The organism is Actinoplanes sp. NPDC051537 (assembly GCF_055586105.1).
Genome location: NZ_JBVJIU010000004.1, coordinates 560,672 through 584,331 on the forward strand (window position 1 = coordinate 560,672; position 23,660 = coordinate 584,331).

Annotated in this window: 23 protein-coding genes; 13 read left to right on the top strand and 10 right to left on the bottom strand. The window is 71.1% G+C overall.

Features of this window, described 5'->3' with window-relative positions; all coding sequences use genetic code 11:
* Positions 1–134: 134 nt before the first annotated feature.
* Complete coding sequence (locus tag ACZ6TB_RS12340; protein ID WP_465553533.1) at positions 135–809, top strand: aggregation-promoting factor C-terminal-like domain-containing protein; 675 nt, start codon at positions 135–137, stop codon at positions 807–809.
* Here the strand turns inward: ACZ6TB_RS12340 and ACZ6TB_RS12345 are convergent.
* Complete coding sequence (locus ACZ6TB_RS12345) at positions 803–1,183, bottom strand: HPF/RaiA family ribosome-associated protein (protein ID WP_465553535.1); 381 nt, start codon at positions 1,181–1,183, stop codon at positions 803–805. The genes ACZ6TB_RS12340 and ACZ6TB_RS12345 overlap by 7 nt on opposite strands.
* A 137-nt stretch (positions 1,184–1,320) precedes the next feature.
* Here ACZ6TB_RS12345 and ACZ6TB_RS12350 point away from each other — a divergent pair, with 137 nt between their 5' ends.
* From ACZ6TB_RS12350 to ACZ6TB_RS12360, 3 genes are all read left to right on the top strand, one after another.
* Positions 1,321–3,633, top strand: coding sequence for a glycoside hydrolase family 9 protein (locus ACZ6TB_RS12350; protein WP_465553537.1), 2,313 nt, complete (start codon positions 1,321–1,323; stop codon positions 3,631–3,633).
* 111 nt (positions 3,634–3,744) lie between these two features.
* Positions 3,745–5,124, top strand: a complete 1,380-nt coding sequence (locus tag ACZ6TB_RS12355) for a glutamate decarboxylase (RefSeq protein ID WP_465553539.1) — start codon at positions 3,745–3,747, stop codon at positions 5,122–5,124.
* Positions 5,125–5,131: 7 nt separating this feature from the next.
* Positions 5,132–5,722 carry a hypothetical protein gene (locus tag ACZ6TB_RS12360; protein WP_465553541.1) on the top strand — a complete coding sequence of 197 codons (591 nt, stop codon included), beginning with the start codon at positions 5,132–5,134 and terminating at the stop codon, positions 5,720–5,722.
* A 930-nt stretch (positions 5,723–6,652) separates the two neighbouring features.
* On the opposite strand, the gene ACZ6TB_RS12365 is transcribed toward ACZ6TB_RS12360, so the two are convergent.
* The 4 genes from ACZ6TB_RS12365 to ACZ6TB_RS12380 all read right to left on the bottom strand — a co-directional run bounded on the left by ACZ6TB_RS12365 (position 6,653) and on the right by ACZ6TB_RS12380 (position 12,732).
* The gene (locus ACZ6TB_RS12365; protein ID WP_465553543.1) at positions 6,653–9,523 is read right to left on the bottom strand and encodes a M36 family metallopeptidase; all 2,871 of its coding nucleotides are present in this window, start codon (positions 9,521–9,523) and stop codon (positions 6,653–6,655) included.
* A 114-nt stretch (positions 9,524–9,637) separates the two neighbouring features.
* Positions 9,638–10,225 carry a WD40 repeat domain-containing protein gene (locus ACZ6TB_RS12370; RefSeq protein ID WP_465553545.1) on the bottom strand — a complete coding sequence of 196 codons (588 nt, stop codon included), beginning with the start codon at positions 10,223–10,225 and terminating at the stop codon, positions 9,638–9,640.
* A 42-nt stretch (positions 10,226–10,267) separates the two neighbouring features.
* Positions 10,268–11,815, bottom strand: a complete 1,548-nt coding sequence (locus ACZ6TB_RS12375; RefSeq protein WP_465553547.1) for an alpha-L-arabinofuranosidase B — start codon at positions 11,813–11,815, stop codon at positions 10,268–10,270.
* A gap of 221 nt (positions 11,816–12,036) precedes the next feature.
* A complete protein-coding gene (locus ACZ6TB_RS12380) occupies positions 12,037–12,732 on the bottom strand; it encodes a hypothetical protein (protein WP_465553549.1) in 696 nt (231 codons plus the stop codon).
* A gap of 213 nt (positions 12,733–12,945) precedes the next feature.
* On the opposite strand from ACZ6TB_RS12380, the gene ACZ6TB_RS12385 reads away from it, so the two are divergent.
* Positions 12,946–13,161, top strand: coding sequence for a hypothetical protein (locus tag ACZ6TB_RS12385; protein WP_465553551.1), 216 nt, complete (start codon positions 12,946–12,948; stop codon positions 13,159–13,161).
* A gap of 18 nt (positions 13,162–13,179) precedes the next feature.
* On the opposite strand, the gene ACZ6TB_RS12390 is transcribed toward ACZ6TB_RS12385, so the two are convergent.
* Positions 13,180–13,362 (bottom strand): hypothetical protein, encoded by a 183-nt coding sequence (locus tag ACZ6TB_RS12390; protein ID WP_465553553.1) that lies wholly within the window; start codon positions 13,360–13,362, stop codon positions 13,180–13,182.
* A gap of 88 nt (positions 13,363–13,450) precedes the next feature.
* Complete coding sequence (locus tag ACZ6TB_RS12395) at positions 13,451–14,191, bottom strand: maleylpyruvate isomerase family mycothiol-dependent enzyme (RefSeq protein ID WP_465553555.1); 741 nt, start codon at positions 14,189–14,191, stop codon at positions 13,451–13,453.
* 80 nt (positions 14,192–14,271) lie between these two features.
* On the opposite strand from ACZ6TB_RS12395, the gene ACZ6TB_RS12400 reads away from it, so the two are divergent.
* From ACZ6TB_RS12400 to ACZ6TB_RS12410, 3 genes are read left to right on the top strand one after another with little or no spacing between them, the layout of a single operon-like run.
* A complete protein-coding gene (locus ACZ6TB_RS12400) occupies positions 14,272–14,772 on the top strand; it encodes an RNA polymerase sigma factor (RefSeq protein WP_465553556.1) in 501 nt (166 codons plus the stop codon).
* 2 nt (positions 14,773–14,774) lie between these two features.
* On the top strand, positions 14,775–15,839 hold the full coding sequence (locus tag ACZ6TB_RS12405) for a hypothetical protein (RefSeq protein ID WP_465553558.1): 1,065 nt from the start codon (positions 14,775–14,777) through the stop codon (positions 15,837–15,839).
* Between the two features lie 34 nt (positions 15,840–15,873).
* Positions 15,874–16,443 carry a phosphoesterase PA-phosphatase gene (locus ACZ6TB_RS12410; RefSeq protein ID WP_465553560.1) on the top strand — a complete coding sequence of 190 codons (570 nt, stop codon included), beginning with the start codon at positions 15,874–15,876 and terminating at the stop codon, positions 16,441–16,443.
* 50 nt (positions 16,444–16,493) lie between these two features.
* On the opposite strand, the gene ACZ6TB_RS12415 is transcribed toward ACZ6TB_RS12410, so the two are convergent.
* The 3 genes from ACZ6TB_RS12415 to ACZ6TB_RS12425 all read right to left on the bottom strand — a co-directional run bounded on the left by ACZ6TB_RS12415 (position 16,494) and on the right by ACZ6TB_RS12425 (position 18,545).
* Positions 16,494–16,799, bottom strand: coding sequence for a GlsB/YeaQ/YmgE family stress response membrane protein (locus ACZ6TB_RS12415; RefSeq protein ID WP_465553562.1), 306 nt, complete (start codon positions 16,797–16,799; stop codon positions 16,494–16,496).
* A gap of 79 nt (positions 16,800–16,878) precedes the next feature.
* Positions 16,879–17,577, bottom strand: a complete 699-nt coding sequence (locus tag ACZ6TB_RS12420; protein ID WP_465553564.1) for an alpha/beta fold hydrolase — start codon at positions 17,575–17,577, stop codon at positions 16,879–16,881.
* A 14-nt stretch (positions 17,578–17,591) separates the two neighbouring features.
* Positions 17,592–18,545 (bottom strand): alpha/beta hydrolase, encoded by a 954-nt coding sequence (locus ACZ6TB_RS12425; RefSeq protein ID WP_465553566.1) that lies wholly within the window; start codon positions 18,543–18,545, stop codon positions 17,592–17,594.
* Between the two features lie 110 nt (positions 18,546–18,655).
* Here ACZ6TB_RS12425 and ACZ6TB_RS12430 point away from each other — a divergent pair, with 110 nt between their 5' ends.
* From ACZ6TB_RS12430 to ACZ6TB_RS12450, 5 genes are read left to right on the top strand one after another with little or no spacing between them, the layout of a single operon-like run.
* On the top strand, positions 18,656–19,534 hold the full coding sequence (locus tag ACZ6TB_RS12430; protein ID WP_465553568.1) for an RNA polymerase sigma-70 factor: 879 nt from the start codon (positions 18,656–18,658) through the stop codon (positions 19,532–19,534).
* 47 nt (positions 19,535–19,581) lie between these two features.
* Positions 19,582–20,952, top strand: a complete 1,371-nt coding sequence (locus tag ACZ6TB_RS12435) for an NAD(P)/FAD-dependent oxidoreductase (RefSeq protein ID WP_465553571.1) — start codon at positions 19,582–19,584, stop codon at positions 20,950–20,952.
* Positions 20,936–21,292: a sigma-70 family RNA polymerase sigma factor family protein gene (locus ACZ6TB_RS12440; protein WP_465553573.1), complete on the top strand. Its 357-nt coding sequence runs from the start codon at positions 20,936–20,938 to the stop codon at positions 21,290–21,292. The genes ACZ6TB_RS12435 and ACZ6TB_RS12440 overlap by 17 nt, the downstream gene beginning before the upstream one ends.
* 54 nt (positions 21,293–21,346) lie before the next feature.
* Positions 21,347–22,192: an SDR family oxidoreductase gene (locus ACZ6TB_RS12445; RefSeq protein ID WP_465553575.1), complete on the top strand. Its 846-nt coding sequence runs from the start codon at positions 21,347–21,349 to the stop codon at positions 22,190–22,192.
* Positions 22,189–23,022, top strand: coding sequence for a helix-turn-helix transcriptional regulator (locus ACZ6TB_RS12450; RefSeq protein WP_465553577.1), 834 nt, complete (start codon positions 22,189–22,191; stop codon positions 23,020–23,022). Before ACZ6TB_RS12445 ends, ACZ6TB_RS12450 begins: the two co-directional genes overlap by 4 nt.
* Positions 23,023–23,660: the final 638 nt, after the last annotated feature.

Genomic DNA, 23,660 nt, shown 5'->3' on the forward strand with positions numbered 1-23,660 from the left:
CACCGGCCGGAAACTCCCGGATAGCGAGAGGATGCCGATGAACACCCCGGTCTTCGACTGGACCTGAGCCGAATCGCCGCTACGATCCCCGGTGCGGCACAGCCGCTTCGTTGCCCCCCGGCGAAGGGAAGATCGTGAGTCGGCTCAGCCGGGTCGGTGTCCGTGCCGCATCCGTCGGTCTGCTCGTCGCCGGCGCTGCCGGCGGCATCGCGCTCGGCCAGGGCCGGGTGGCCCACGTCCCGGCGAGCCATGCCGGCCTCGCCGTGCAGGCCGAGGCCGACGACATGCAGCTGCTCAAGGCGCGGCAGAACGCGCACGTCGCGGCCCGGGCCTGGCAGCGCGAGGCCGAGACGGAGGCGGCCGAGAAAGCCGCCTCCGAGGCCCGCAGCGCCGCCGGCCGGGCGCACGACCTGGCCAAGGCGGTGACCGCCAAGAAGGCCGAGGCCAAGGCGAAGGCGTCCGGTGCCACGATCCCGTACAACGGACCGATCCCCGGCTCCTGCCAGGAGTTCTCCGGCAACCGCGCCACCGGCTGCGCGCTGATGCTGGCGGCCGGCTTCGGCATCGCCGAGTTCCCCTGCCTCAACAACCTGTGGAACAAGGAGAGCGGCTGGAACCACCGCGCCGCCAACCCCAGCGGCGCCTACGGGATCCCGCAGGCCTTCCCCGGCAGCAAGATGTCGTCCATCGCCGACGACTGGAAGACCAATCCCGCCACCCAGATCAAGTGGGGGCTCGGCTACGTCAAGGGGAAGTACAAGTCCCCGTGCGGCGCCTGGTCACACTGGCAGTCGGCGCACTCCTACTGAATTTCCTCCTCGGTCACCGGCGGCAGGTCGCGCAGGTGGCGGTTGTGCCGCGGCTCCTGCTTGGTCTTGGCGTCGTTCAGCTTGCGGCGCAGGTCATCGCGTACGTCCATCAGGGCCGCGTGCAGGTCTTCCTCGGACGACGTCGTGACAATCTTGTCGCGGCCGCCGATCCAGCACTCCAGGGTCACCTTCTGACCGCGTGCCTCGCGGTCCTTCACGGAGATCTCCAGTTCCGTCGCGTCGGCGTGGAACGAGGCCAGCCGGGCGTCGAGCGTGGCGAACTGCTCGGCGATCCAGTTGCGGTCGCCCTGGCTGAAGCCGGTGCCGACCCGCAGGCACTCCTCGACGGTCGCCGGGTTGGTGACGGCGCTCATCAGGACCTCCTTGTGGTGGGATAACTCGGACAAGACACCCTTCCCCGAAGATCAGGCTTCACAAACGCGCAACGAGAATGTTCAATGTCTGGGAGCGCTCCCAACGCTCGGCCCGCTCCCGACCAAAGGGCATCCCCATGCGCCGTCTCCTGCTCGCCGTCGTGGCCGCGGTCCTCGCCGCGGCCGCCGGAATCCTCGTCGCCACCAATTCCCCGGCCGCCGCCGCGGGCGCCTTCAACTACGGTGAGGCGCTCCAGAAGTCGATGTTCTTCTACCAGGCCCAGATCGCCGGCAAGAAGCCGTCGTGGAGCCAGGTCTCGTGGCGCGGCGACGCGGCCATGAACGACGGCTCCGACGCCGGGCTCGACCTGACCGGCGGCTGGTTCGACGCCGGCGACCACGTCAAGTTCGGGTTCCCGATGGCGTTCTCGACCACGATGCTGGCCTGGGGCGCGGTCGAGTACCGCGACGCGTACACGAAATCGGGGCAGTTGACCTCGTTCCTGAACAACCTGCGGGTGCCCAACGACTACTTCATCAAGGCGCACCCCGCCGCGAACGTCCTCTACGGTCAGGTCGGCAAGGGCGACGACGACCACAAATGGTGGGGCCCGGCCGAGGTGATGCCGATGGCGCGGCCGGCCTACAAGATCGACGCCAGTTGCGGCGGCTCGGATCTGGCCGGCGAGACGGCGGCGGCGATGGCCGCGAGCTCCATGGTCTTCCGGCCGACGGATTCCGCGTACGCCGACAAGCTCTTGACCCACGCGAAGCAGCTCTACACGTTCGCCGACACGGTGCGGAAGGCCTACAGCGACTGCATCACCGACGCGGCCGCCTATTACAAGTCGTGGAGCGGCTATCAGGACGAGCTGGTCTGGGGCGCGATCTGGCTGTACCGGGCGACGGGCGACGCGACGTACCTGGCCAAGGCCGAGTCGCTCTATGACGCGCTCGGCACCGAGCCGCAGACCAGCACCCACTCCTACAAGTGGACGATCGCCTGGGACAACAAGCAGTTCGGCGCGTACGTGTTGCTGGCCGACCTGACCGGCAAGCAGAAGTACATCGACGACGCCAACCGCTGGCTGGACTGGTGGACCGTCGGCGTCAACGGCGACAAGGTGCGCTACTCGCCCGGCGGTGAGGCGGTGCTCGACAGCTGGGGATCGTTGCGATACGCGGCCAACACGGCGTTCGTGGCCCTGGTCTACAGCGACAAGACCGCGGATTCCGTACGCAAGGCGCGGTACCACGACTTCGCGGTGCGCCAGATCGACTACGACCTCGGCGACAACCCGCGCCATTCCTCGTACGTGATCGGCTTCGGCGCCGGCGCACCGAAGAACCCGCATCACCGCACCGCCCACGGGTCCTGGTGGGACAACATCAACACGCCCGTGAACACCCGGCACACGCTCTACGGCGCCCTGGTCGGCGGGCCGTCCACCAACGACGACGCGTACTCCGACACGCGTGACAACTACGTCATGAACGAGGTCGCCACCGACTACAACGCGGGCTTCACCTCGGCGCTGGCCCGGCTCTACAACGAATACGGCGGGGCGACGCTGGCCGGCTTCCCGCAGGCCGAGACGCCGGACATGGACGAGATCACGGTCGAGACCACGGTCATGCAGGACGAGCCGCGGGACACCGCGCTCAAGGTGATGATCTACAACAAGTCGGCGTACCCGGCGCGGGCCCTGACCGGCGCGTCGTACCGGTACTTCTTCCGCCGCGAGGGCACGGCCGCGCTGGTCGTCACGCCCGGCTACACGCAGGGCTGCCCGTCACCGTCGACCGCCAAGCAGTGGTCGGGGGACATCTGGTACGTCGAGGTGAACTGCGCCGGCTACTCGATCGCGCCGGCGGGGCAGTCCGCGTACCGGATGGAGGTGCAGTTCAAGGTCGGTGTCGCCGACGGCGGCACCTGGGATTCGTCCAATGACCCGTCTTATCTGGCCGGCACCTCTTTGAACAAGAACGTTCCGCTGTACGACGGTGGGAAGTTGATCTGGGGGCAGGAGCCCGGGACCGCGTCGCCCTCCCCGTCCTCTCCCTCTCCCTCTCCCTCTCCCTCTCCCTCTCCCTCGCCGTCTTCTCCTTCGCCCTCACCTTCGTCGCCCTCTACCGGCTGCCGGGTCACCTACAGCGTCAACGACTGGGGGAGTGGCTTCACCGGGACCGTCGTGATCGCCAACACCGGCACGTCGGCCTGGGGCTCGTGGAACCTCGGCTTCACGTTCCCCGGCAGCCAGAAGATCGGCCAGGGCTGGTCGGCGACCTGGAGCCAGACCGGCGCCCAGGTCAGCGCCGCGAGTCTGTCCTACAACGGCGCGGTGCCGGGCGGCGGGTCGACCAGCGTCGGCTTCAACGGGACCTATACCGGCAGCAACCCGGCTCCGTCGGCGTTCACCGTCAACGGGATGACCTGCACCAGGGGGTAGGAACGGGCGGCGGAGCGGGCCCCGGGCGGCCCGCTCCGCCTGCCCTTTCCCTTCCTCCTATCGTCCGTTGGGGAGGATGCGCGCTCGGGCGGGCGCCGCTTCGCTGGGAGGATGCTCAAACACCCGCAGAACGCCGCACCGGCGCCCGAGACCCTGTCCGTTGCGCCGCGATTCGGGCTCGAGTCCACCACCATCCCGCGGCACGACCTCCCCCAGGGTGAGCTGCCGCCCGATGTCGCCTACCAGATCGTCCACGACGAGCTGATGCTCGACGGCAACGCCCGCCTGAACGTGGCCACGTTCGTCACGACGTGGATGGAACCGCAGGCGAGCACCCTGATGGCGGAGTGCTTCGACAAGAACATGATCGACAAGGACGAGTACCCGCAGACCGCCGAGATCGAGAAGCGTTGCGTGCAGATCCTCAGCGGGCTGTGGAACGCCCCCGACCCGGCGCAGGCCGTCGGCTGCTCGACGACCGGCTCCAGCGAGGCGGCGATGCTCGGCGGCCTGGCCCTGAAGCGGCGCTGGCAGCGTCGCCGGGGAGACGCCGGCGGCACGCCCAACATCGTGATGGGCTCCAACGTGCAGGTGTGCTGGGAGAAGTTCGCCCGCTACTGGGACGTGGAGATGCGCCTGGTCCCGATGGCCGGCGACCGCTACCACCTGAACGCCGAGGAGGCGGTCAAGGCCTGCGACGAGAACACGATCGGCGTCGTCGCGGTGCTGGGATCCACCTTCGACGGCTCGTACGAGCCGGTGGCCGAGATCTGCGCCGCCCTGGACGACTTCCAGACCCGGACCGGCATCGACGTTCCCGTGCACGTCGACGGGGCGTCGGGCGCCTTCGTCGCGCCGTTCATCGACACCGGCCTGGAGTGGGACTTCCGGCTGCCGCGGGTCGCGTCGATCAACGCCTCGGGCCACAAGTACGGCCTGGTCTACCCCGGGGTGGGCTGGATCGTGTGGCGCGACGCCGAGGCGCTGCCCGCCGACCTGATCTTCTGGGTGAACTACCTCGGCGACAACATGCCGACGTTCGCCCTCAACTTCTCCCGCCCCGGCGCCCAGGTCGTGGCCCAGTACTACAACTTCCTGCGGCTCGGCTTCGACGGCTACGCCCGGGTGCAGGGGTACGCGCGGGAGGTGGCGACCCGGCTGTCCGCCCGGTTCGCCGAGCTCGGCCCGTTCGAGCTGCTCACCCGCGGCGACGAGCTGCCGGTGTTCGCCGTCAAGCTGCGCGACGAGGTCACGAACTTCACGGTCTTCGACGTGTCCCAGGCCCTGCGCGAACGGGGGTGGCAGGTGCCCGCGTACACGTTCCCGGCAAATCGGGAGGATTTGTCCGCCCTGCGCGTCGTCGTCCGCCGCGGCTTCACCCACGACCTGGCCGACATGCTGATCGCCGACATCGTGCGGGCCCTGCCCCGCCTCGAGAAGCAGGCCGGCCCCCAGCACGACGCCTCGACCGCGTCCGCCTTCCACCACTGAGGTGTGGATGGCGCTGTCGTTCGCGCTGGGCTCGCTCTGCTTCCTGGTCGGCCCGCTGCCCGCCTACGCCACCTTGGTCGGCGGCACCGCGGACGCCCTGACCTTCTTCATCGGCTCGATCCTGTTCACCACCGGCGGCGCGCTGCAGACCCGGGCCGCCGCCCCCCGGCGCCACTCACCCGGCGCCGGGCGGGCGGCGTGGTGGACGGCTGTGATCCAATCGGCCGGCACGCTGCTCTTCAACGTCTCCACCTTCCGGGCGCTGCTGGTCACGCTCTCCAGCCCCGACTACGACCGCCGCGTGTGGCGCCCGGATCTGTTCGGCTCGGCCTGCTTCCTGGTCTCGGGTTTCATCGCCTATCGGGCCGCCGCCCGTCACGGCCTGTTCCCGGCGCGCGGCGCACCCGGCTGGTGGCAGCCGGCGGTGAACCTGCTCGGCTGCATCTTGTTCGGGGTGTCGGCGTTGGCCGGTTATGTCCTGCCCGCAACCGGCGCCATGGCCGACGAGACGGTCGCCAACGCCACCACCAGCGCGGGGGCGGCGTGCTTTTTGATTTGCGCCTTGCCTGGCGTACGCCGACATCCCCGGCCTGGTTGAGCGCCGGTGTCCTCTTTGCCGGGGGCCGGGGTTTGGGGGAGTTGGCGGCCTTGGCGTTATTTGCGTCCTGCGGTGATGATCGCGTCGCGTGAGTTGATCGCGTTGCTGTCTGCGTCGTGGTGAGCCGAGGGTGGCCGAGCCTCGTGAGTCCGTCGCTCTGCGTCGCCGTGCCCCGCGCCGTCCTCGCGCCGCCGCGAGATTGCCGCCCCGCGCCGCCGCGAGATTGCCGCCCCGCGCCGTCCCCATGCCGCCGCGAGATGGCATCCTCGCGCCGCCCGAGATCCCCGCCCCGCGCCGCCCCGCCTTGCGTCGCCCCGCCCTGAGCCGCGCTCCGCCGTCCCGCCCTGCGCCGCCCCAGCCTGCGTCGCCCCGCCCTGCGCCGCGCTCCGCCGCCCCGCCTTGCGTCGCCCCGCCCTGCCTCGCCCCAGCCTGCGTCGCCCCGCCTTGCGTCGCCCCGCCTTGCGTCGCCCCAGCCTGCGTCGCCCCGCCCTGCGCCGCGCTCCGCCGCCCCGCCTTGCGTCGCGCTCCGCCGCCCCGCCCTGCGCCGCCCCAGCCTGCGTCGCCCCGCCCTGCGCCGCCCCAGCCAGCGCCGCCCCGCCCGGCGCCGCCCCGCCCCGAGCCGACTTGGCCGGCCCGCGCCGACATGGCCACGCCGCGTGAGCCAGCCGCCCCACAGTTCCCCACCCCGTGACTGGGTGGGGTGAGATTACGGCGGGGGTGTGACATTTCCGATGCGGCTGTCCACAGGCGCGTAACTGTTCCCCACCCCGTAACTGGGTGGGGTGAGATTACGGCGCGGGTACGACATTTCCGGTGCGGCCGTCCACAAGCGGCCACGACAACCGAGCGGGCCACGACAAGCCACCAGGCCACGACAAGCGACCGGGGCACGGCAAGCGAGCAACACCCGCCGCCGTGCCCCGGCCCTACCTAGCTTGCGTACGCCTGGAACTCCGCGGCCCGCACGTTCAGCGCCTGGGCGCTGGCGGTCCCGCAATCCGTGCTGGCCCGCGGGTCGGCATCCTGCTCGCCCGCGTAATCCGGGGCCCCGGTGCACTGGTTGGTCAGGACCTCGAAACGCAAGTGCGTCGCGATGGTCGGGTGGATGGAGAACGATCGCACGATCAGCTCGGGCGCGCGTGGCCGGGGAGCGACCGACGGGAACGCGTCCGCCTTGCTGGTGTAGACCGTTCGGAAGTCCGCGGCCGACGCGCAGGTCACCGTGGCCGTGGCGGTGCACGCCTGCACCCGGAACTGACGCAGCGCGGAGAAGCGGCTCTGGGTCAGGCCGTCGGGGTCGGTGGCCATCGGCGGGCGGAGCATGGCGCTCACCTGCACCCGCCGCACCAGCTGGGGACCGCCCGCCAGGTCCACCGTGACCTGTTTGCCGGCCACGGCGCTGCCCAGGGACGCCCAGTTGGTCGCCTCGTCGTCGTCGATCAGGCGGGCCACGTTGATGCCGTCGCCGGTTGCGGTGGCGCCCGCGTTGCCGGAGGCCAGGTTGTGCGGCAGGCGCACGGTCAGGCGGGACGGCTTGGAGCGGAACGTGGTCGCGCCGACCCGGGCCTCGCCGTAGCCGGGGGCCTGGGCGATGAACGTGTACGTGCCGGGCACCAGGCTGACCGTGTCGGGCAGAGCGGTCGCCGGGTCGGTGTCGGCCACGGCCACGGCGCGGGCCTGGTAGTCGCCGACGAACAGCTTCGCGTTCGGCACCGGGCGGCCGCGCTCGTCGACCGGGCGGAAGGCGACAACGGCTTCCGGCGCGTACGGGGAAATGAAGCTCGGAGTGGGGTTGATGTCGCCGGCGCCCACGCTGACCGCCGTCTCACCCAGGCCGCGCTTGGCGAACGCGTTCCACAGCAGCGCCTGGTTCGCGCCGCCGAAGCGGACCAGGTCGGCGCCGAGCATCGCGTCGCGCGCGTCGACCATGCTGTTGGCGCTGTTGGCCATCAGCAGGAACGAGTCGAAGACGAGCTGCGCCCACCGCCGGTTGCCGGGGCAGTGGGTGACCGGCGTCCGGCCGGCGGCGCAGGACCTCTGCAACGCCGGCGAGCCCGCGCCGTACCGCTTGACCATCGCCGACCGGATGTCGAAGTTGGTGGCCGTCCACACCTCGCCCGAGGCGTGCACCTGAAGGCCCACGAAGTCGTAGTCGATGGCGCTGTAGTTGAGCGGACTGCGGCTCATGTTGTAGTTGCGGATGCCGGCGACCGGGTCACCCGTCACGTACTGACCGATCGTGTAGGCCCGGGACCCGCGCGGCGCGTACCCGTTCTCGTTGAGGTACTCCATCGCCATCTGGTCGGACCAGCTCTCGCTCATGCCCTGCGGGGTGCTGACGCCCGCGTCCGGCCCGGCGACCATCCGGTTGCTGATGGCGTGCGTGTACTCGTGACCGACCACGGACATGTCGTAGTCGCCGTCCACGCACGGCGGGTAGAACGAGCCGGCGATCGGCTGCCACAGGTACATGTTGGTGATCGGCGCCTGCCCGTCCGGCGGCGTGATCTGGTTGGCGTTGTCGCGCGCCGCGAAGTCCGGCGGGCCGCCGCTGATCCCGCCGGCCTGGGCGTTGCCCTGCTCCGGGTCGTCGGCGAGGCCGCCCGGCTGGATGTTGTCGTCCTGCATGTTCCAGGTCTTCTCGGTGAACCCGAGCTGGTAGGCCCAGTCGTGCATGCGGTTGTGCAGGACGAACAGGTTGGCCCGCGCCGCGTCGATGTCGTTGCGCTGGGCGGTGTCGAAGACCGCCGGCGAGCACTGCGCCCGCTGCCACTGGTTGGTCCACGCGTAGTCGTAGTCGCGGTTCGGCCGCGGCGTGGCGGTCTCGGTGCCGACCGAGAACGGGTCGTTGGAGTTCCAGTTCTGCACGGCGATCGCGTTGTTGCCCGCGGTCGTGTGGGTGACGCCGGCGGACGGGATGACGTCCCACGCCGGGACGATCTCGTCGCACCCGCGATGCGGGACGCTGCACCAGGTCGCCCGGGTGTCCCGGGACGAGTAGTCGACCGGTGGCGACGACGGGAACGCTTCCCACTCGGCGCCGTCGTGGTCCTCGTCGACGATGCTGTCGCGCAGCAGCACGCTCGCATCGCGGGCATCGACATAGGTGGTGTACGCGACCGGCGCGCTTCCGGCGAGATCGGCCCCGAGCGTCACCTGGTACGCCGCCCGGGCCCCCCGGTCGGCGGTGGGCACGGCGACGAGGCGGTTCGCCATGACCGTCGGGCTGGTGAGGCCGGCGTCGGCGGCCGCGGCCCGCACCGCGTCGGCGGCCGTGAGGGTGGCCGGCTCCGGGGCGGCCGTGTCCCGGGCGAGCGACGAGCTGACGTACCAGACCTGGCCGTCGCGCACGCCCACCGAGAGCAGGCCGTCGTGCCCGGCGACGAGGTCGCCGAAGCGCTGCCGGAAGACGACCGCTGCCCCGTCGCCCATCGGCGCCGAGGTGAGCAGGTCGAGGGAGCCGGCGGCGCGCGCGGTCAGCCCGAGCACGTCGAGATTGGTGTCCACGTAGGCGCGGGCGGCCGCGATCGGGTCCTTCGGCAGGCCCGTGGCCAGCGGCTTGGCCGCGGAGACGAGCGTGGCCGGGGTGCCGAAGGCGTTCCAGCGGGCGTCGGCGCCGGCGGTCAGCGAACGTTGCCGCGCGGTCGGTGCGATCGAGCCGCGGCGATTGTCGGTGCTGTTGTGGTGGTCATCAGCGGGGCCCGGGGGCGCGGCGCCGGCGACGGCCGGGACGCCCAGGACGAGCGCGGCGGTGACGAGCATCGTGGTGGCTGCCGGCAACGCACGGGATGGTGTGCGCACGGTCCCTCCTCGGTTGCGAACGGTTATGACCGGTCCTCTGGCATCCGATCGCACGAGGGGGCGGCCCGGCATGGGCCGAACATCCAATTTAGAGAGTTGTCGATCTATCGATCATCACGCGCAGGGCGGGTCGTAGGGCAGATCCGGCAGGTAGAGCCGCCATTCCGTGGGGGTGATGCGGTCGCCGGCCAGGTCGCAGAGGCCGTCCACCACATCGGCCGGATCGATGGTCCACAGGTCGAGCAGGCCGCCGTGGGCCACCGCCAGCGTGCGGCCGTCGCGGCCGAAGGCGAGCGCGTCCGGCGCCCCGGTCTCGCGGATGGTCAGCGAGGTGCGCAGCCTTGGCAGTGCCGGCGTGCTGATGTCCCAGAGGTCGATCTGCCTGCTCCCGTCGGAGCCGGGCACCGCGAACGTCCGGCCGTCGGGGCTGAGCGCGATCCGCTGGTTGTCTACGTTGTTCCGGCCGATCGCCAGGACCGGCCCGGATTCCAGGCCCTCATCGTTCACGGAGACGTCGAAGATCTTCACGGTGGGCTCGGTCGGTCCCGGCTTGGCGTTGTGGTCGGCGACGGCCAGCAGCTTCCGGTCGGCCGAGAACGACAGGGCGGCCGCGCCAGGCGTGCAGCCCGCGCGGCGAATCGGCGTCCTGGTTCTCGGTGATCGCGACGTCCACGCGTCGAATGCAGGGGAATCGGTCTGCATAGGGGGGCCGCCCGGCGGGGGTTTCCGGGCGGCCCGGGTGAGTCAGGGCGTCCAGGGAGCCGTGGATACCCAGCTCACGTCATCGGCCCACGCGCTGGTCGAGTCCCACGCGTTGGAGCCGCCGTTGCTGGCGATGTAGACGTTGTTGTTGTAGTGCCGGATGTAGCGGGTCGAGAAGTTGTTCGACATGAACGAGTTGCCCTGGCCGTTCTGGCCGGCCTGCGTGCAGAACGTCGCGTCCTGGGCGAACAGCGAGCTGCCGTCGTTGGCCTGCAGCGATATCTGGTAGTTCTGATGCCGCAGATAGCTGCCGGCCGTGTTCTTCGACTCGAACGAGATGCACGAGCCGTTGCCGAGCCCGGCCCGCACGATCCAGGACGCGTTCGCCTTGGCGGTGGCCGTGCTCGACGACGAGACGACCTGGGTGGTCACCGTGGCGCCGGAGTGCGAGATGTAGCGGGTCGTGCAGCAGGCGGTGGTGGCCCGCAGCGAGATCGTCGAGCCGACCGTGGGCCCCGGGGTGCTGGTGCCCGAGGTGCTGTAGCCGGCCGCGACCACGCTGGCCTGAACCGAGTTCTCGGTGGCGTCGGACGGGTAACCGGAGGTCATCACGCCCTCGTAGAACGTGCCGGCCGCGCCGACGCTGTTGTCGCCGCCGATGCCCAGGATGATCGCGCCCTCCTTCTTCATCGGGTTGTAGCCCGAGACGTTCGGGCGTGCGCCGCTGTAGAAGGTGGACAGGCTGCCGGACTGCGAGTTGCCGCCGCGGATCGACCAGTGGTTCGGCTGGCCCTTGACGATCGCGGTGACGAACCGGTGGCTGATCGACGGGTCGTTGGCGTTGTAGCCCGCGTTCACGCCGGAGAAGAGGCCGTTCTCCAGGTCTGCCATGATCCACGGCCCGTTCCCGGTGCCGTAGCCCCAGACCTTGATGTTGCCGAAGTAGATGGCCTCCATCGTGCCGTTGCCGTTGTCGCGGCTGTTGCGCTCGGCGTTGCCGTAGTCGAAGCAGCAGCCGCCGTTGTAGTGGGTGCCGTCGAAGATGGCGTACATGCCCTCGGGCTGGTCGCCGGTGGCGATGCCGTTGGTGTTGTTGTTGCGGTAGCCGGTGCCGGGGGCGACGAAGACGCCGTACGCCTTGTGCCCACCGACCGTGATCGGGGCGGCGGTCGCGTTGGCGAGGTTGTCGTACCCGCCCGAGGCCGGCCCGTTGAACCCGCCGGGCGGCGCCTGGGTCAGGTTGTTGCCGCGGCCCGACTGGTCATAGATGATCGTGATGACGCAGGACGAGCCGGAGCAGAACGAGTCCTGGGCGGCGGCGTTCGCGACCCCGCCCGCGCTCAGCGGCGCGATGTTCAGGGTGGCGTTGTCCGAGGCGCGCCGGACCTGGTAGAGCGACCCGGTGTACGACCCGTAGAGCGCTCGCGTGGTGCTGTGCGCGGCGACGCAGGGGGTGCCGCCGGCGGCGTAGATGTCGCAGGCCTGGGACGTCGCGGCCTGCGAGGTGCCGGCACCGGTGAGCACGCCCGTGACGAGGGCGCCGGCGGTGGCGGCGATGAGGAGGGCCTTGCGGAGGCGGGGATGTGCCATGTGTACCTCTTCCGCAGCGAGGTTCATCAATGAATGTGAACGTTAACATAGACGCCACATCCGTGAAACACAATGGCTTCCGGGTCCGGTCGGGTGGTGGGTTGAGCGGCTGGTCGGCCGGTGAGGCCCGAGACCGCCGGGCCGGCCGCCCGCCGAGCCGCCGCGCGTATCGGTAAGCAGAGCGGGGAGGTGCGCGTATCGGTAAGCAGAGCGGGGAGTGGCTAGTTGAACGGCGGCCGGTTGACGCCGTAGCGGGTGTGGATCTGGGAGGCCCGGCGCTCGGTCACGGCGACCACCGCGGCGACCGTGAGCAGCACGGTGAGGGTGCCGGTCAGGCCCCACGCGGTCTCGTGCCCGGGATAGACCATCGCGCCCAGGCCGCACGCGGCCACGGCGACGCCGCCGACCATCACCGTGAGCCGCAGTTCGCGCAGCATCAGCTGGAACTTGCGGTGGGCGTCGAGGGCCTTGCCGAAGTGTGACGGCGGCGCCCAGATCATCGTGATCCAGAGGCCGGCGGCGGTGAAGAACCAGAGCGCGGCCAGCCACGAGCTCCAGGCGGTGGCGTCGCCGAGGAAGAACGCCGGCGGGATCTCCAGGCCGGCGACCGCGAACGGCAGGAAGCAGTCGAGGAACGACGGCGCCCAGCGGACCAGGATGCTCATCGTCATGTAGTAGTAGAAGACCGCGACGAAGACGAGCATCAAGGTTACGCTCTGTGCAACCACGAGCACGGATGGCTTCGGGAAAGTGTTCTGCGCGAGAAGCGCGAGCGCGACGCCCTGGATGATGCTGATGATGGTGATGAAGCCGTTCGGCGACACTTCCAGCGAACGGTGAATGAGAACGTCGCGGGTCAGCGCCTGAATGGCCTCGCCGCGACCGAGATCGAGCTCTTCATAATGGGCTTCGCGCAACTGTGTACTTGAAGGTGGGATGCTGTCGTGGTAGGGCCGTGGATCCACCGGGTGCCTGTGCCGCCCCCGCGCCGCCAACTGGTGAGATTCTGCTGCCACGCCCACATCATGTACCCCGAGTCAATACTTTCCCTCGATCGGGAAAAGCGCTTGATCGATCATCGTTTCGGCAGGTGAACCCCGCATTAACGGTCGTTTCTCCAATGATCGGCAATGCGCCGCACAATTGATCTTCCGGGGCACCTGGCTAGTCAGGTCGCGGCGCCGCGTAATTCGATGAAAGGGCAGGTCAATCGTCATTCTGCGGATTTGGTGGCGATCGGCCCGATGGTCATCGGAATGGCGCGCCGTATACCGTCCGTTACTCGCTGTCTCGTCACCGAGGGTGAGCGGATCCCGGAAGTGCCGTTCGTCGATACGTGCAAATGACCAGACCGGACATTGCCGTCAATGTCCGGTCGAATGGGCCGGCGGCGGGGCCGGCGCGGGCCGCGGGGCGGGGCCGGCGATCAGCACCCCGAGCACGACGAGCCAGCCGAGCGCCACCATGATCAGGGCGGCGCGCTGGATCGGGTTGAGCCGTCGCCAGAGGCTTCGCCGCGGCGGCCACGAGGATGTCCGACTCATCACCGGGTCAGTGTGGATTTCCGGCATGCGCCCGAAAACAGCCGTTCGGGTGAGGCTGCCTCCGACGAAAGACGCAAACTGATTATGGTTCTTACGTGGAGGCGTAGTTCCGGAGCAGGTGGAGGGCCACGTCACCGTACCGGCCGGCGGTCTCCAGCCCCGAGTCGGCGGGGGCCAGGCGCTGCGCGCCCACCCGGCAGAACGCGCCGGCCGCGCCGCTGATCGACGACTCGGCCGCCGGGTCGCCGAACGTCCACGACGACCCGTCCGGCGCGGTCAGGTCGCAGAACACGGCCGGCGGCGTCTCGCCGGCGAGGCGGAACGCGTACGGCAGCGTGCTGACCCCGAGCCAGGCGACGTGCCGCAACCGCATCGTGTCCGGGTAGTCCAGCCCCAGCGGCCCGGCGATGTCGAGCGCGTGCGCCCAGTGCTCGGCCAGCCGGGTGGTCGCCAGCGTGCGCGGCTTCAGCGCGGCCGCCACCCACGGCACCGGCGCCCGCGGGTCCGCCGCGCGCAACGCGGCGACCGCCGCCCGCCGCCCGGCCCGCCACCGCTCGAAGATCTCCCCGGGCGCGGCCGGCTGCGCGCGGACCATCGCGTCCATCGCGGCGTCCACGTCCGGGCCGTAGCCACGCCAGTCGACCAGCGGGCCGCCACCGAGAGCGGCCGCCACCGCCTCCTCGGTCTGGGCGAGATGCAGCATCACGTCGGCGTTGGTCCAGCCGGCGGCGGCCGACGGGCTCGTCCAGTCGGCGGGGGAGAGCTTCGACAGAAGCGTCTCGAGCGTGTCCTGCTCGGCCTCGAGGTCGTCGATGACATCGGGTTGCGTCATGCCACCAGGATCTACGGCGGCGAATTCGTTGGGAACCCCGGGCGGGGGTCACGCGTGTACGGAGCATGGTGGTTGCGGCGATGCCGGTGGGCGAGAACGAGGGCGATACCGGCCCGGAGGACGACTTCGAGGCGTTCTACCGGGCCAACGTGGACCGGGTCCACCGGGCGCTGGCGGTGACGCTGCGGCGGGACGACCTCGCGCAGGAGGCGGTCGACGAGGCGATGGCGCGGGCGTACGCGCGCTGGCCCGTCGTCCGTGGGCTGGACAACCCGGCCGGGTGGGTGTTCCGGGTGGGGCTGAACTGGGCCACGTCCTGGTGGCGCAAGATCCGCCGGGAAGTGCCGCCCTCCTCGTCCGACATCGCGCACCCGGGCGGGCCGCCGGACGGCGCGGTGGTCGCCCGGGACGCGCTGGCGCTGCTGCCGGCGCCGCAGCGGGCGGTGGTGACCTGCCGCATCCTGCTCGACCTGACCACCGCCGAGACGGCCTCGGCGCTCGGCCTGGCCGAGGGCACCGTGAAGAGCCGCCTCGCCCGCCGCCTGGCCGCGTTGCGTTCCGCGCTGGATGACAAGGAGTGATCATGGAGGAGATTCCGTACGACGTCGGCGTGGCCGTCCGCGCGGTGGCCGACGAGACGCCGGGGTACCGCGGGGCGCTGGACGGCGTGTACCGGCGCGCCCGGCGGCATCGGCGGCGGCGGACGGCGGTGGTCGTCTCCGCCGGGATGGCGACCGTGGTCGCGGTCGCCGGGGTGGGGCTGGCGCTCCGGCCGGGGGAGCGGCGGCAGCCGGCCGTGGTGCCCGCGACGAACCGGGCGCCGGTCCCGCGGGCCCAGCGGCTTCTGCTGTCCGACGCGTCCGGCAAATACGAGATCAACGGCCAGATCACCGCGGTGAGCGGCAAGGCCCGGATCGGCGAGGTGGTGGACGGCCGGCTCACGGCGCATCCGGTACGCGGGGCGGACAACTGGGACCGGGCGGTCGGCCTCCCCGACGGCCGGATCGTCGCGCTCGGACCGCACGACACGATGCCGGGCGTCGACCGCACCGACGGCCCCGACGTCGCCGGCCTCGAGATCAACCTGGTGGTGACGACCGCGACCGGCGACATCCAGATCGAACGTGACGTCCGGCGGAAGGGCGAGCCGGTGAGCCTGCTGACCGCCACCCCCACGAGCGCCTACCTGTGGCGGCCGAGCGGTCTCGTCGAGCACGACCTGGGCTCCGGGACCGAGCGCCTGGTGGTGCCGGAACGGACCATCGACAGCGAGATCCAGGCCGCCGACCTGGTCGGGAACCGGCTGGTCGTGTCGCGGGCGGCGTCGCCGTGCGACCTGGTCGTCCTCGACCTCGCCGACGGACGCCCGGCCGGGGGCGTCGACGTGGGCAAGGACTGCCAGTACGTCGCCGGCGTGCGCCTGTCGCCCGACGGTTCCGGGCTGGCCGTCGTCCACGACGACGGCATGATCGCCGTGGCCCGCAACGGTGTCGTGGTCAGCGATGAGCGGATCCCCGGGTACACCGCCGGGAAGCAGGCGCCCACCGTCGACCTCGCCTGGCCGGACGAGAACACCGTGCGGGGCGTCCTCGTCCCGATCGGGGCCGGCACCCAGCGGCTGACCACGTTCACCGTCGGGGCCGGCTGAGCGAGCGAACACCTCGTTGGGCAGGATAGGGGCGATGCCTACCGTCGCGCGCCTGCTCACCGAGGTGTTCGCGCCCGCCGTCCTGGCGGCCGTGCTGCCGGTCGTCATCGGCATCCACGCCGGCGGCCTCAAGGGCCTGGCGTGGGGGATCCTGGCGAGCACGTTCTGCGCTCTCATCCCGTACGGGATGATCGCCTTGGGGGTCAGACGAGGCCGCCTGAGCGATCGGCACATCGGCGTCCGCGAGCAGCGCACCCGGCCCCTGCTGTTCGGCCTCGCGTCGGTGCTGGCCGGCCTGACCCTGCTGGTGCTCACCGGCGCGCCGCGCGAGCTGATCGCCCTGATCGTGGCGTCGTTCGCGGGTGGCGTGGTGGCCACCGCGATCAACCATTTCTGGAAGTCGAGCATCCACACCGGCGTGGCGGCCGGCTCGTCGGTGGTGCTGGTGCTGGTCTACGGCCCGCTGATGCTGGTCACCGCCGCGGTGGTCGCCGCCGTCGGCTGGTCCCGCGTCAAGCTCCGCGACCACACCACCGCCCAGGTCCTGGCCGGCGCCGCGATCGGGGCGACCGTCGCCGGCATCGTCTTCGGCGTAGCGCGGTAGTAAGCGGCAGAAAGCGATAGTAAGCGGCAGTAAGCGGCAGTAGGCGCTGGTCAGTCGTTCACGCGGTCGGTGGTGACCGCCCGGGCCAGCACGGCGGCGATCGCGACGCCGACGATGGCGATGCCCACCTGGACGGCGACCACCAGCCAGTCGAAGTGGCGGCCGGTCACCTCGAACGACCTCGAGCTGTGCAGGTTCCAGTGGCCGGCGACCCAGGTGCCGGCCACGGCCGCGCCCATGCCGATGAGCACGGTCGGGATGATGCCGATCTGCTGGCGGCCGGGGAGCAGGATGCGGGCCACCACGCCGATGATCGCGCCGAACACGATGGCCGCGACGTAGTCCTGTGCGTGCATGGTCCATCGATGCCCCGCGGCCGGGTGCGCTCAAACGTCGGCGCCCGGCGTCTCGGGGACGCCGGGCGCGGGCGGATGGCTACTTCGCGGCCTCGAGGATGGCCTCGGCGACCGGGCCGGGCTGCGACACGCTCAGCGCGTGCGAGGCGCCGGCGATCTCGCGTACGCCGCGGGCCGCGGCGCGCTCGGCCATCCAGCGGTGGAGCTGGACCGGGATGTTGAGGTCCTGGTCGGCGAAGACGAACCAGGACGGGATCGTCTTCCAGGCCGGCGTGGCGGTCGCCAGGCCGGTGGAGAGCGCCTCCTGGGTGACCGGCCGCTGGGTGGCGGCCATGACGGCGGCCTGGGCGGCGGGCACGTCGGCGACGAACTGGTGGTGGAACGCGTCCTTGCGGATCGCGAACTCGTTGCCGCCGGTCGAGACGGGGTAGGCGGTGAGCGCGTCGCCGAGGGTGCTGCCGGGGAACTTCGTGGACAGGTCGAACGCCGACTCGCCGGTCTCGGGGGCGAAGGCGCAGACATAGACCAGCGCGGTGACGGCCTCGTTGCCGGCCGCGGCCTCGGTGATCACCATGCCGCCGTACGAGTGGCCGGCGAGCACGACCGGGCCGCCGATCGACTTGATGACATCGCGGACGTACGCCGCGTCGCCCGCGAGCGAGCGCAGCGGGTTGGCCACCGCGACGACGTCGTGGCCCTCGGCGGTGAGGCGGGCGGCGACGTCGTTCCAGCTGGCGGACTCGGCGAAGGCGCCGTGGACGAGAACGAAGGTGGACATGATGGTGGTCCTTCCTAGTTGACGAGGGCGTTGCGGAGAACGTGGATGGCCTGTTCGATGGCGGCGGACGCGGCCGCGGTGCCGCGTACCGGGTTGAGCATCATGAAGTCGTGCAGCGTGCCGTTGTAGCGGGCGCTGGTGGTGCGCACCCCGGCCGCGGTGAGCTTGCGGGCGTACGCCTCGCCCTCGTCCCGCAGCACGTCGTTCTCGTCGACCAGCAGGAACGCCTCGGGCAGCCCGCGCAGGTCGTCGAGGGTGGCCCGCAGCGGCGACGCGGTGATCTCGGCCCGGCGCGCGACCTCCGGGAGGTACGCGTCCCAGAACCACGCCATGCTGCGGGCCGGCAGATAGGGGCCGTCGGCGAACTCGCGGTACGAGTCGGTGTCCTGCCCGGCGTCGGTGACGGGGTAGTACAGCGACTGGTGCACGAAGGTCACGTCGCCGCGCTGCTTGGCCAGGATGGTCAGCGCCGCGGTCATGTTCCCGCCGACCGAGTCGCCGGCGATCGCCAGCCGGGAGGCGTCGAGCCCCTCGCTCGCGCCCTCCTTGACGATCCACTGCGCGGTCGCGTACGCCTGCTCGATCGCCACCGGATATCTGGCCTCGGGCGACCGGTCGTACTCGACGAACACCACGGCCGCGCCGACGCCGGTCGCGAGCTCGCGGACGAGACGGTCGTGGGTGCCGGCGTTGCCCAGAACCCAGCCGCCGCCGTGCACGTACAGGATGGCCGGAAGTTGATTGTCGATCCGGGAGCCGACCGGCTTGACGATGCGTGCCCGCACGTCACCGACCGCCGCCGGCACCGTGATCCACGTCTCGTCCACGTCCGGCTTGGCGATCGGCGCCGCCTGGATGTCGTCGAGCACCTTGCGCGCGCCCTCGACGCCCAGCTCGTACAGGAATGGGGGTTTGGCGGTGGCGTCGGCGATCTCCTGCGCCGCCGGTTCCAGAACGTGCTCGGTCATTTCCCCTGCCTCTCGGTGATGACCCGCTGTCGTCAACCCAGACCGGGCGGCTTGGAAATCTGTGACAGCCGGTTAGCCTGGGAGCGCGAACGACCTTGGGGGGAAAACGAGTGGTGGGGGATCTCGACGAGGCGGCCGCGGTCTTCACCGACGTGCGGCCGCGGCTGTTCGGCATCGCGTATCGCATGCTGGGCAGCGCCAGCGAGGCGGAGGACCTCGTGCAGGACGTGTGGCTGCGCTGGCAGGGCACGGACCGCAGCGTGGTGAACAATCCGGGCGCGTTCCTGGCGACGACCACGACCCGGCTGGCGATCAACGAGCTGCAGTCGGCGCGGGCGCGGCGGGAGACGTACATCGGGCCGTGGCTGCCGGAGCCGGTGGACACCAGCGCCGACCCGTTCCTGGGCGCCGAGCGGGGTGAGGCGCTCGAGCTCGCGGTCCTCATGCTCATGGAGAAGCTCACCCCGCAGGAACGCGCGGCCTACGTGCTTCGGGAGGCCTTCGATTACCCGTACGGGCAGATCGCCGACATCCTGCGCTCGACCGAGCCCGCCGTGCGGCAGCTGGTGAGCCGGGCGCGCAAGCACGTGACCGGCGAGCGGAAGATCCCGGTGCCGGACACCGCCCAGCGGCAGCTGCTGGCCACCTTCCTCGAGGCCGCCCGCGGCGGTGACCTGCAGGCGCTGGAGAAGCTGTTCGCCGCCGACGTGGCGAGCGTCTCCGACGGCAACGGCGCCAAGCACATCGCCCGCAAGGTGGTCGTCGGCGCCGAGCGGGTGGCGAGGTTCATCGCCGCGTTCTCGAGCTGGTACTGGGACGGTGTCACCTTCGAGTGGGTCACCACCAACGGCCGGGCCGGCGCGGTGCTGCGGCGCGGCGCCGAGCTGCTCGGCATGGTGTCGATCGACGCGTCCGCCGACGGCATCGACCAGGTGCTGTGGCAGATGAACCCGGCGAAATTCGGTCCCGCCTCGGGCGTCACAAAGTAGGGCGCTTCCCTGTCTTAGCGGGTGACAGCGAGAGACAGGGGAGCGAAGTGCGGACGATCCTGATCGTCGGCGGCGGTTACGCCGGCTTCTACACGGCCTGGAAACTGGAGAAGAAGCTCCGCCGGGGCGAGGCCAAGGTGATCGTCGTCGACCCCCGGCCGTACATGACGTATCAGCCGTTCCTGCCCGAGGTGATGGCCGGCTCGGTCGAGGCGCGGCACGCCGCCGTCTCGCTGCGCCGGCACCTGCGGCGGACCGAGCTGGTCGCCGGCCGGGTCACCCGGATCGACCACGCGCACAAGACCGTCACTGTGCAACCGGTCGCCGGGGCGGAGCAGCGGATCGCGTACGACATCATCGTCGTGACCGCCGGCGCGGTGACGCGCACGCTGCCGATCCCCGGGGTGACCGAGCACGCGATCGGCATGAAGCACGTGGAGGAGGCCGTCGCCATCCGCGACCGGCTGCTGACCGCGTTCGACCAGGCCGCCGTGCTCCCGCCCGGCCCCGAGCGGCGGCGGCTGCTCACCGTCACGTTCGTGGGCGGCGGCTTCTCCGGCGTCGAGGGCTTCGGCGAGCTGCTGGGGCTGGGCACCTCGCTGCTGAGGCGCTACCCCGAGCTGCGCGCCGAGGAGCTGGCGTTCCACCTGGTGGAGGCCCGCGACCGGATCCTGCCCGAGGTCACCGTGAAGCCGGGCGCCTGGGTGGTCCGCTCGCTGGAGAAGCGCGGCGGGCACGTGCACCTCGGCGCCCAGCTCCTCTCGGCGCTCGGCGGGCACGTGGTGCTCTCGACCGGCGAGGAGTTCGACTCGTCGCTGATCGTCTGGACGGTCGGGAACGCCGCCAACCCGATGGTGCACAACCACACCGACCTGCCGATCGATTCGCGCGGGATGCTCGTCGTCCGGGCCGACCTGCGGGTGGGCACGTCCTCGTCGCCGGTGCCGGACGCGTGGGGCGCGGGCGACGACGCGGCGGTGCCCGATCTCGCCGCCTCCACTGCCGGCGCGGCGACGGTGCCGAACGCTCAGCATGCGGTGCGGCAGGGCAAGCTGCTGGCCAGGAATCTGATCCGGTCGCTGCGGGGGCGCGAGCTCCGGCCGTACGTGCATCACAGTCTTGGTGTTGTCGCCACGCTCGGCCTCGGCCGGGGCATCTTCCAGTTCCACCGCCTGGTCATCAAGGGTTTCCCGGCGTGGCTGATGCACCGTGGCTACCACGTGCTGGCCGTGCCGACCTGGGAGCGGAAGCTGCGCGTGCTCGCGGTGTGGGCGACCGCGGTGCCGTTCGGGCGGGACATCGTCTCGCTCAGCTCGGTGCAGCATCCCCGGGCGGCGTTCCTTGCCGGGGTGGCCCGTGTGCCCATCGTCCCTCCGGAATTGCCCAGTGTGCTCGCCGACGATGCCTCGCGATCATGACGAGGTCGTAGGCCGGCTCGCCGCCGCCTGCCACTCCGGTGACGTGGCCGGGATCGAGGATCTGCTCGACCCGGACGCGGTCGCGGTGTGCGACGGCGGCGGTCGCGTACCCGCTCCGATCCGTCCCCTGCACGGGGCGGCCGAGGTCGCCTGGCTGCTCCGTGCCCTGCTGCCCGGGACCGTGCTGACGATCGAGAACGTCAACGGTCGGGCCGGCCTCGCGTTGCGCCGCGCCGGGCGGGCCATCGCCGTCGTCGCGATCAGTTGCGCCGAGGACCGGGCGACGACCCTGTGGTTCGTGCTCAACCCGTCGAAGCTGCGCGGCTGGCACTCCGCTTAGCCATGTACTCGCGGAACATGGTTCCGCTTCACGTTTCGAGTCAGCGTGGGTGACATGAACAACCTCGACCTCACCGGCAAGCTCGTCGTCATCACCGGCGCCCGCAGCGGCATCGGGCTCGGGCTCGCCTCCCGGATGGCCGCCGCCGGCGCCTCGCTCGTCCTGCCCGTCCGGTCCCCGTTCTCGCCGAGCTTTCCGGCCTCGGTCCGCGAGCTCGACCTCGCGTCGCTCAAGTCGATCTCCGCCTTCGCCTCGTCCCTCGTGGACGACGGCCGGCCGATCGACATCCTGATCAACAACGCCGGGGTGATGGCGCCGCCGGTCCGAACTCTTACCGGCGACGGATTCGAGCTTCAGTTCGGCGTCAATCATCTCGGACATTTCGCCCTCACGTACCAGCTGCTGCCGTTGCTCGCCGGCGGCCGCGTCACCACCATGACGAGCAGCGCCGCCCGGCATGCGGCGATCAACTTCGAAGACCTGCAGAGCGAGCGGAGGTACGCGGGGGTCCGCGCCTACAACCAGTCCAAGCTCGCCAATCTGCTGTTCGCGCTGGAACTCGACCGGCGGGGGATCTTCAGTAACGCGGCCCATCCCGGGACGACCCTCACCGGGCTGTACTCGGCGGGGCCGAACCTGGGCCGTACGAAGCCGTCTCCTCTCCATTCTGTTTTCTCGCGGCTCGAGCGGCTCGGGGTGCTCGTGCAGGACGTCGACCACGGCCTGTTGCCGGCGCTGCACGCGGCGACGGTCGGTGCGTCCGGTCGCTTCTACGGCCCCGACGGGTTCGGTCAGTTCACCGGCGAGGCCACCGAGCTCTCCGTCTACAAGCCGGCGCGCTCGCTGCCGGTGGCGGCCCGGCTGTGGGACGAGTCGCTGCGGCTGACGGGGCTCTCATGAACCGCGCACGGCTGGCTGAGTTTCTCCGGACCCGGCGCGAGGCGCTGCAGCCGGAGGATGTCGGCCTGCCCCGCGGCCGGCGGAGGCGCACGCGTGGCCTCCGCCGCGAGGAGGTGGCCGTGCTCGCCGACATGTCGATCGACTACTACAGCCGGCTCGAGCAGCCGCACGGCCCGCACCCGTCGGCGCAGATCCTGGCGGCGCTGGCCCGCGGCTTGCGACTGTCGACGGAGGAGCGCGACCACCTGTTCCGGCTGGCCGGTTACGCGACGCCGCGGCGCTCGGCCGACGACCACGTGAACCCCGGCATGATGCGGATCTTCGACGGCCTCGGCGACGCCGCCTCCCAGGTGGTCAGCCCGCTCGGCGAGACGCTGCTGCAGACCCCGTTGTCGGTCGCCCTGCTCGGCGACGAGGGCCGCTTCGCCGGACCGTCCCGGAGCCTGCACTACCGCTGGTTCACCGACCCGGCGACGCGCCTGCTGCGTCCCGATCCCGGGGAGGGGCCGCTGCTCGTCGCCGACCTGCTCTCGTCGTACACGAGAGATGGCCCGGACTCCCGCGCCGGAGCTCTGGTCGAGGCCCTGCTGGCCGAGAGCCCGCAGTTCGCCGAGCTGTGGAGGTCCCACCCGGTGCCGAGCCGGTATTGCGGCCCGGTGCGGCTCGACCATCCGTCGGCCGGATTGCTCGAGCTGCATTGCCAGCGCCTGATCGACCCCGACCAGGCCCAGCAGCTGGTCGTCTACACCGCGCGCCCCGGCACCGAGAGCCACGAGAAGCTGGAGCGGCTCCGGCTGCTCACCCCGTCGGCCGTGGCCGAGCCTTTCTGATCGTCCCCGCCGGGATCCCTTACAGCGCCCCGATCCGTTGCGGCGAGTTATCCACAGGGGCCCGCCGCGGGCGCCCGATTCCGAGTAGCGTTCGGCGCCTCGGAATCCCGTTCCGGGGGAGGAGGTGGCGATGCCGCGAGGCAGGATGGTCGCTTGCCGGGCCATCACCAGGAGGGGCACGGCGTGCAGCATCAACGCGGGTCCGTCCGGTTTGTGCCACGTTCATGACCCGGCTTTGCAGTGCGGTCACCCGACCCCGAAGGGGCGGTGCGCGGCGGCTACCGGTGGTGGGCTCTGCTTGCGTCACCGCTGAGCCGCGGGGTTGGGCGCGGCTCTATTGCGGGGGTCTGCTTGCGTTCGACTTGGCGTGGCCTTGGTGGGCGGCGCGGGCTCGGTGGGCGGCGCGGTCTCGCCGGGCGGCGCGGGCTCAGTGTGGGCGGCGCCGGCTCAGTGTGGGCGGCGCGGGCGTCGGCGGGCGGCGCGGGCTCAGTGAGCGGCGCGGGCTCAGTGAGCGGCGCGGGCTCAGTGAGCGGCGCGGCTCGGTCTCGCCTGGCGAGCGGTCTCGGCGGGCGGCACGGGCTCGGTGGGCGGGCGCGGGCCTCTGCGGGCGGCGTGGGCTCCATGGGCGGCGTGGGCTC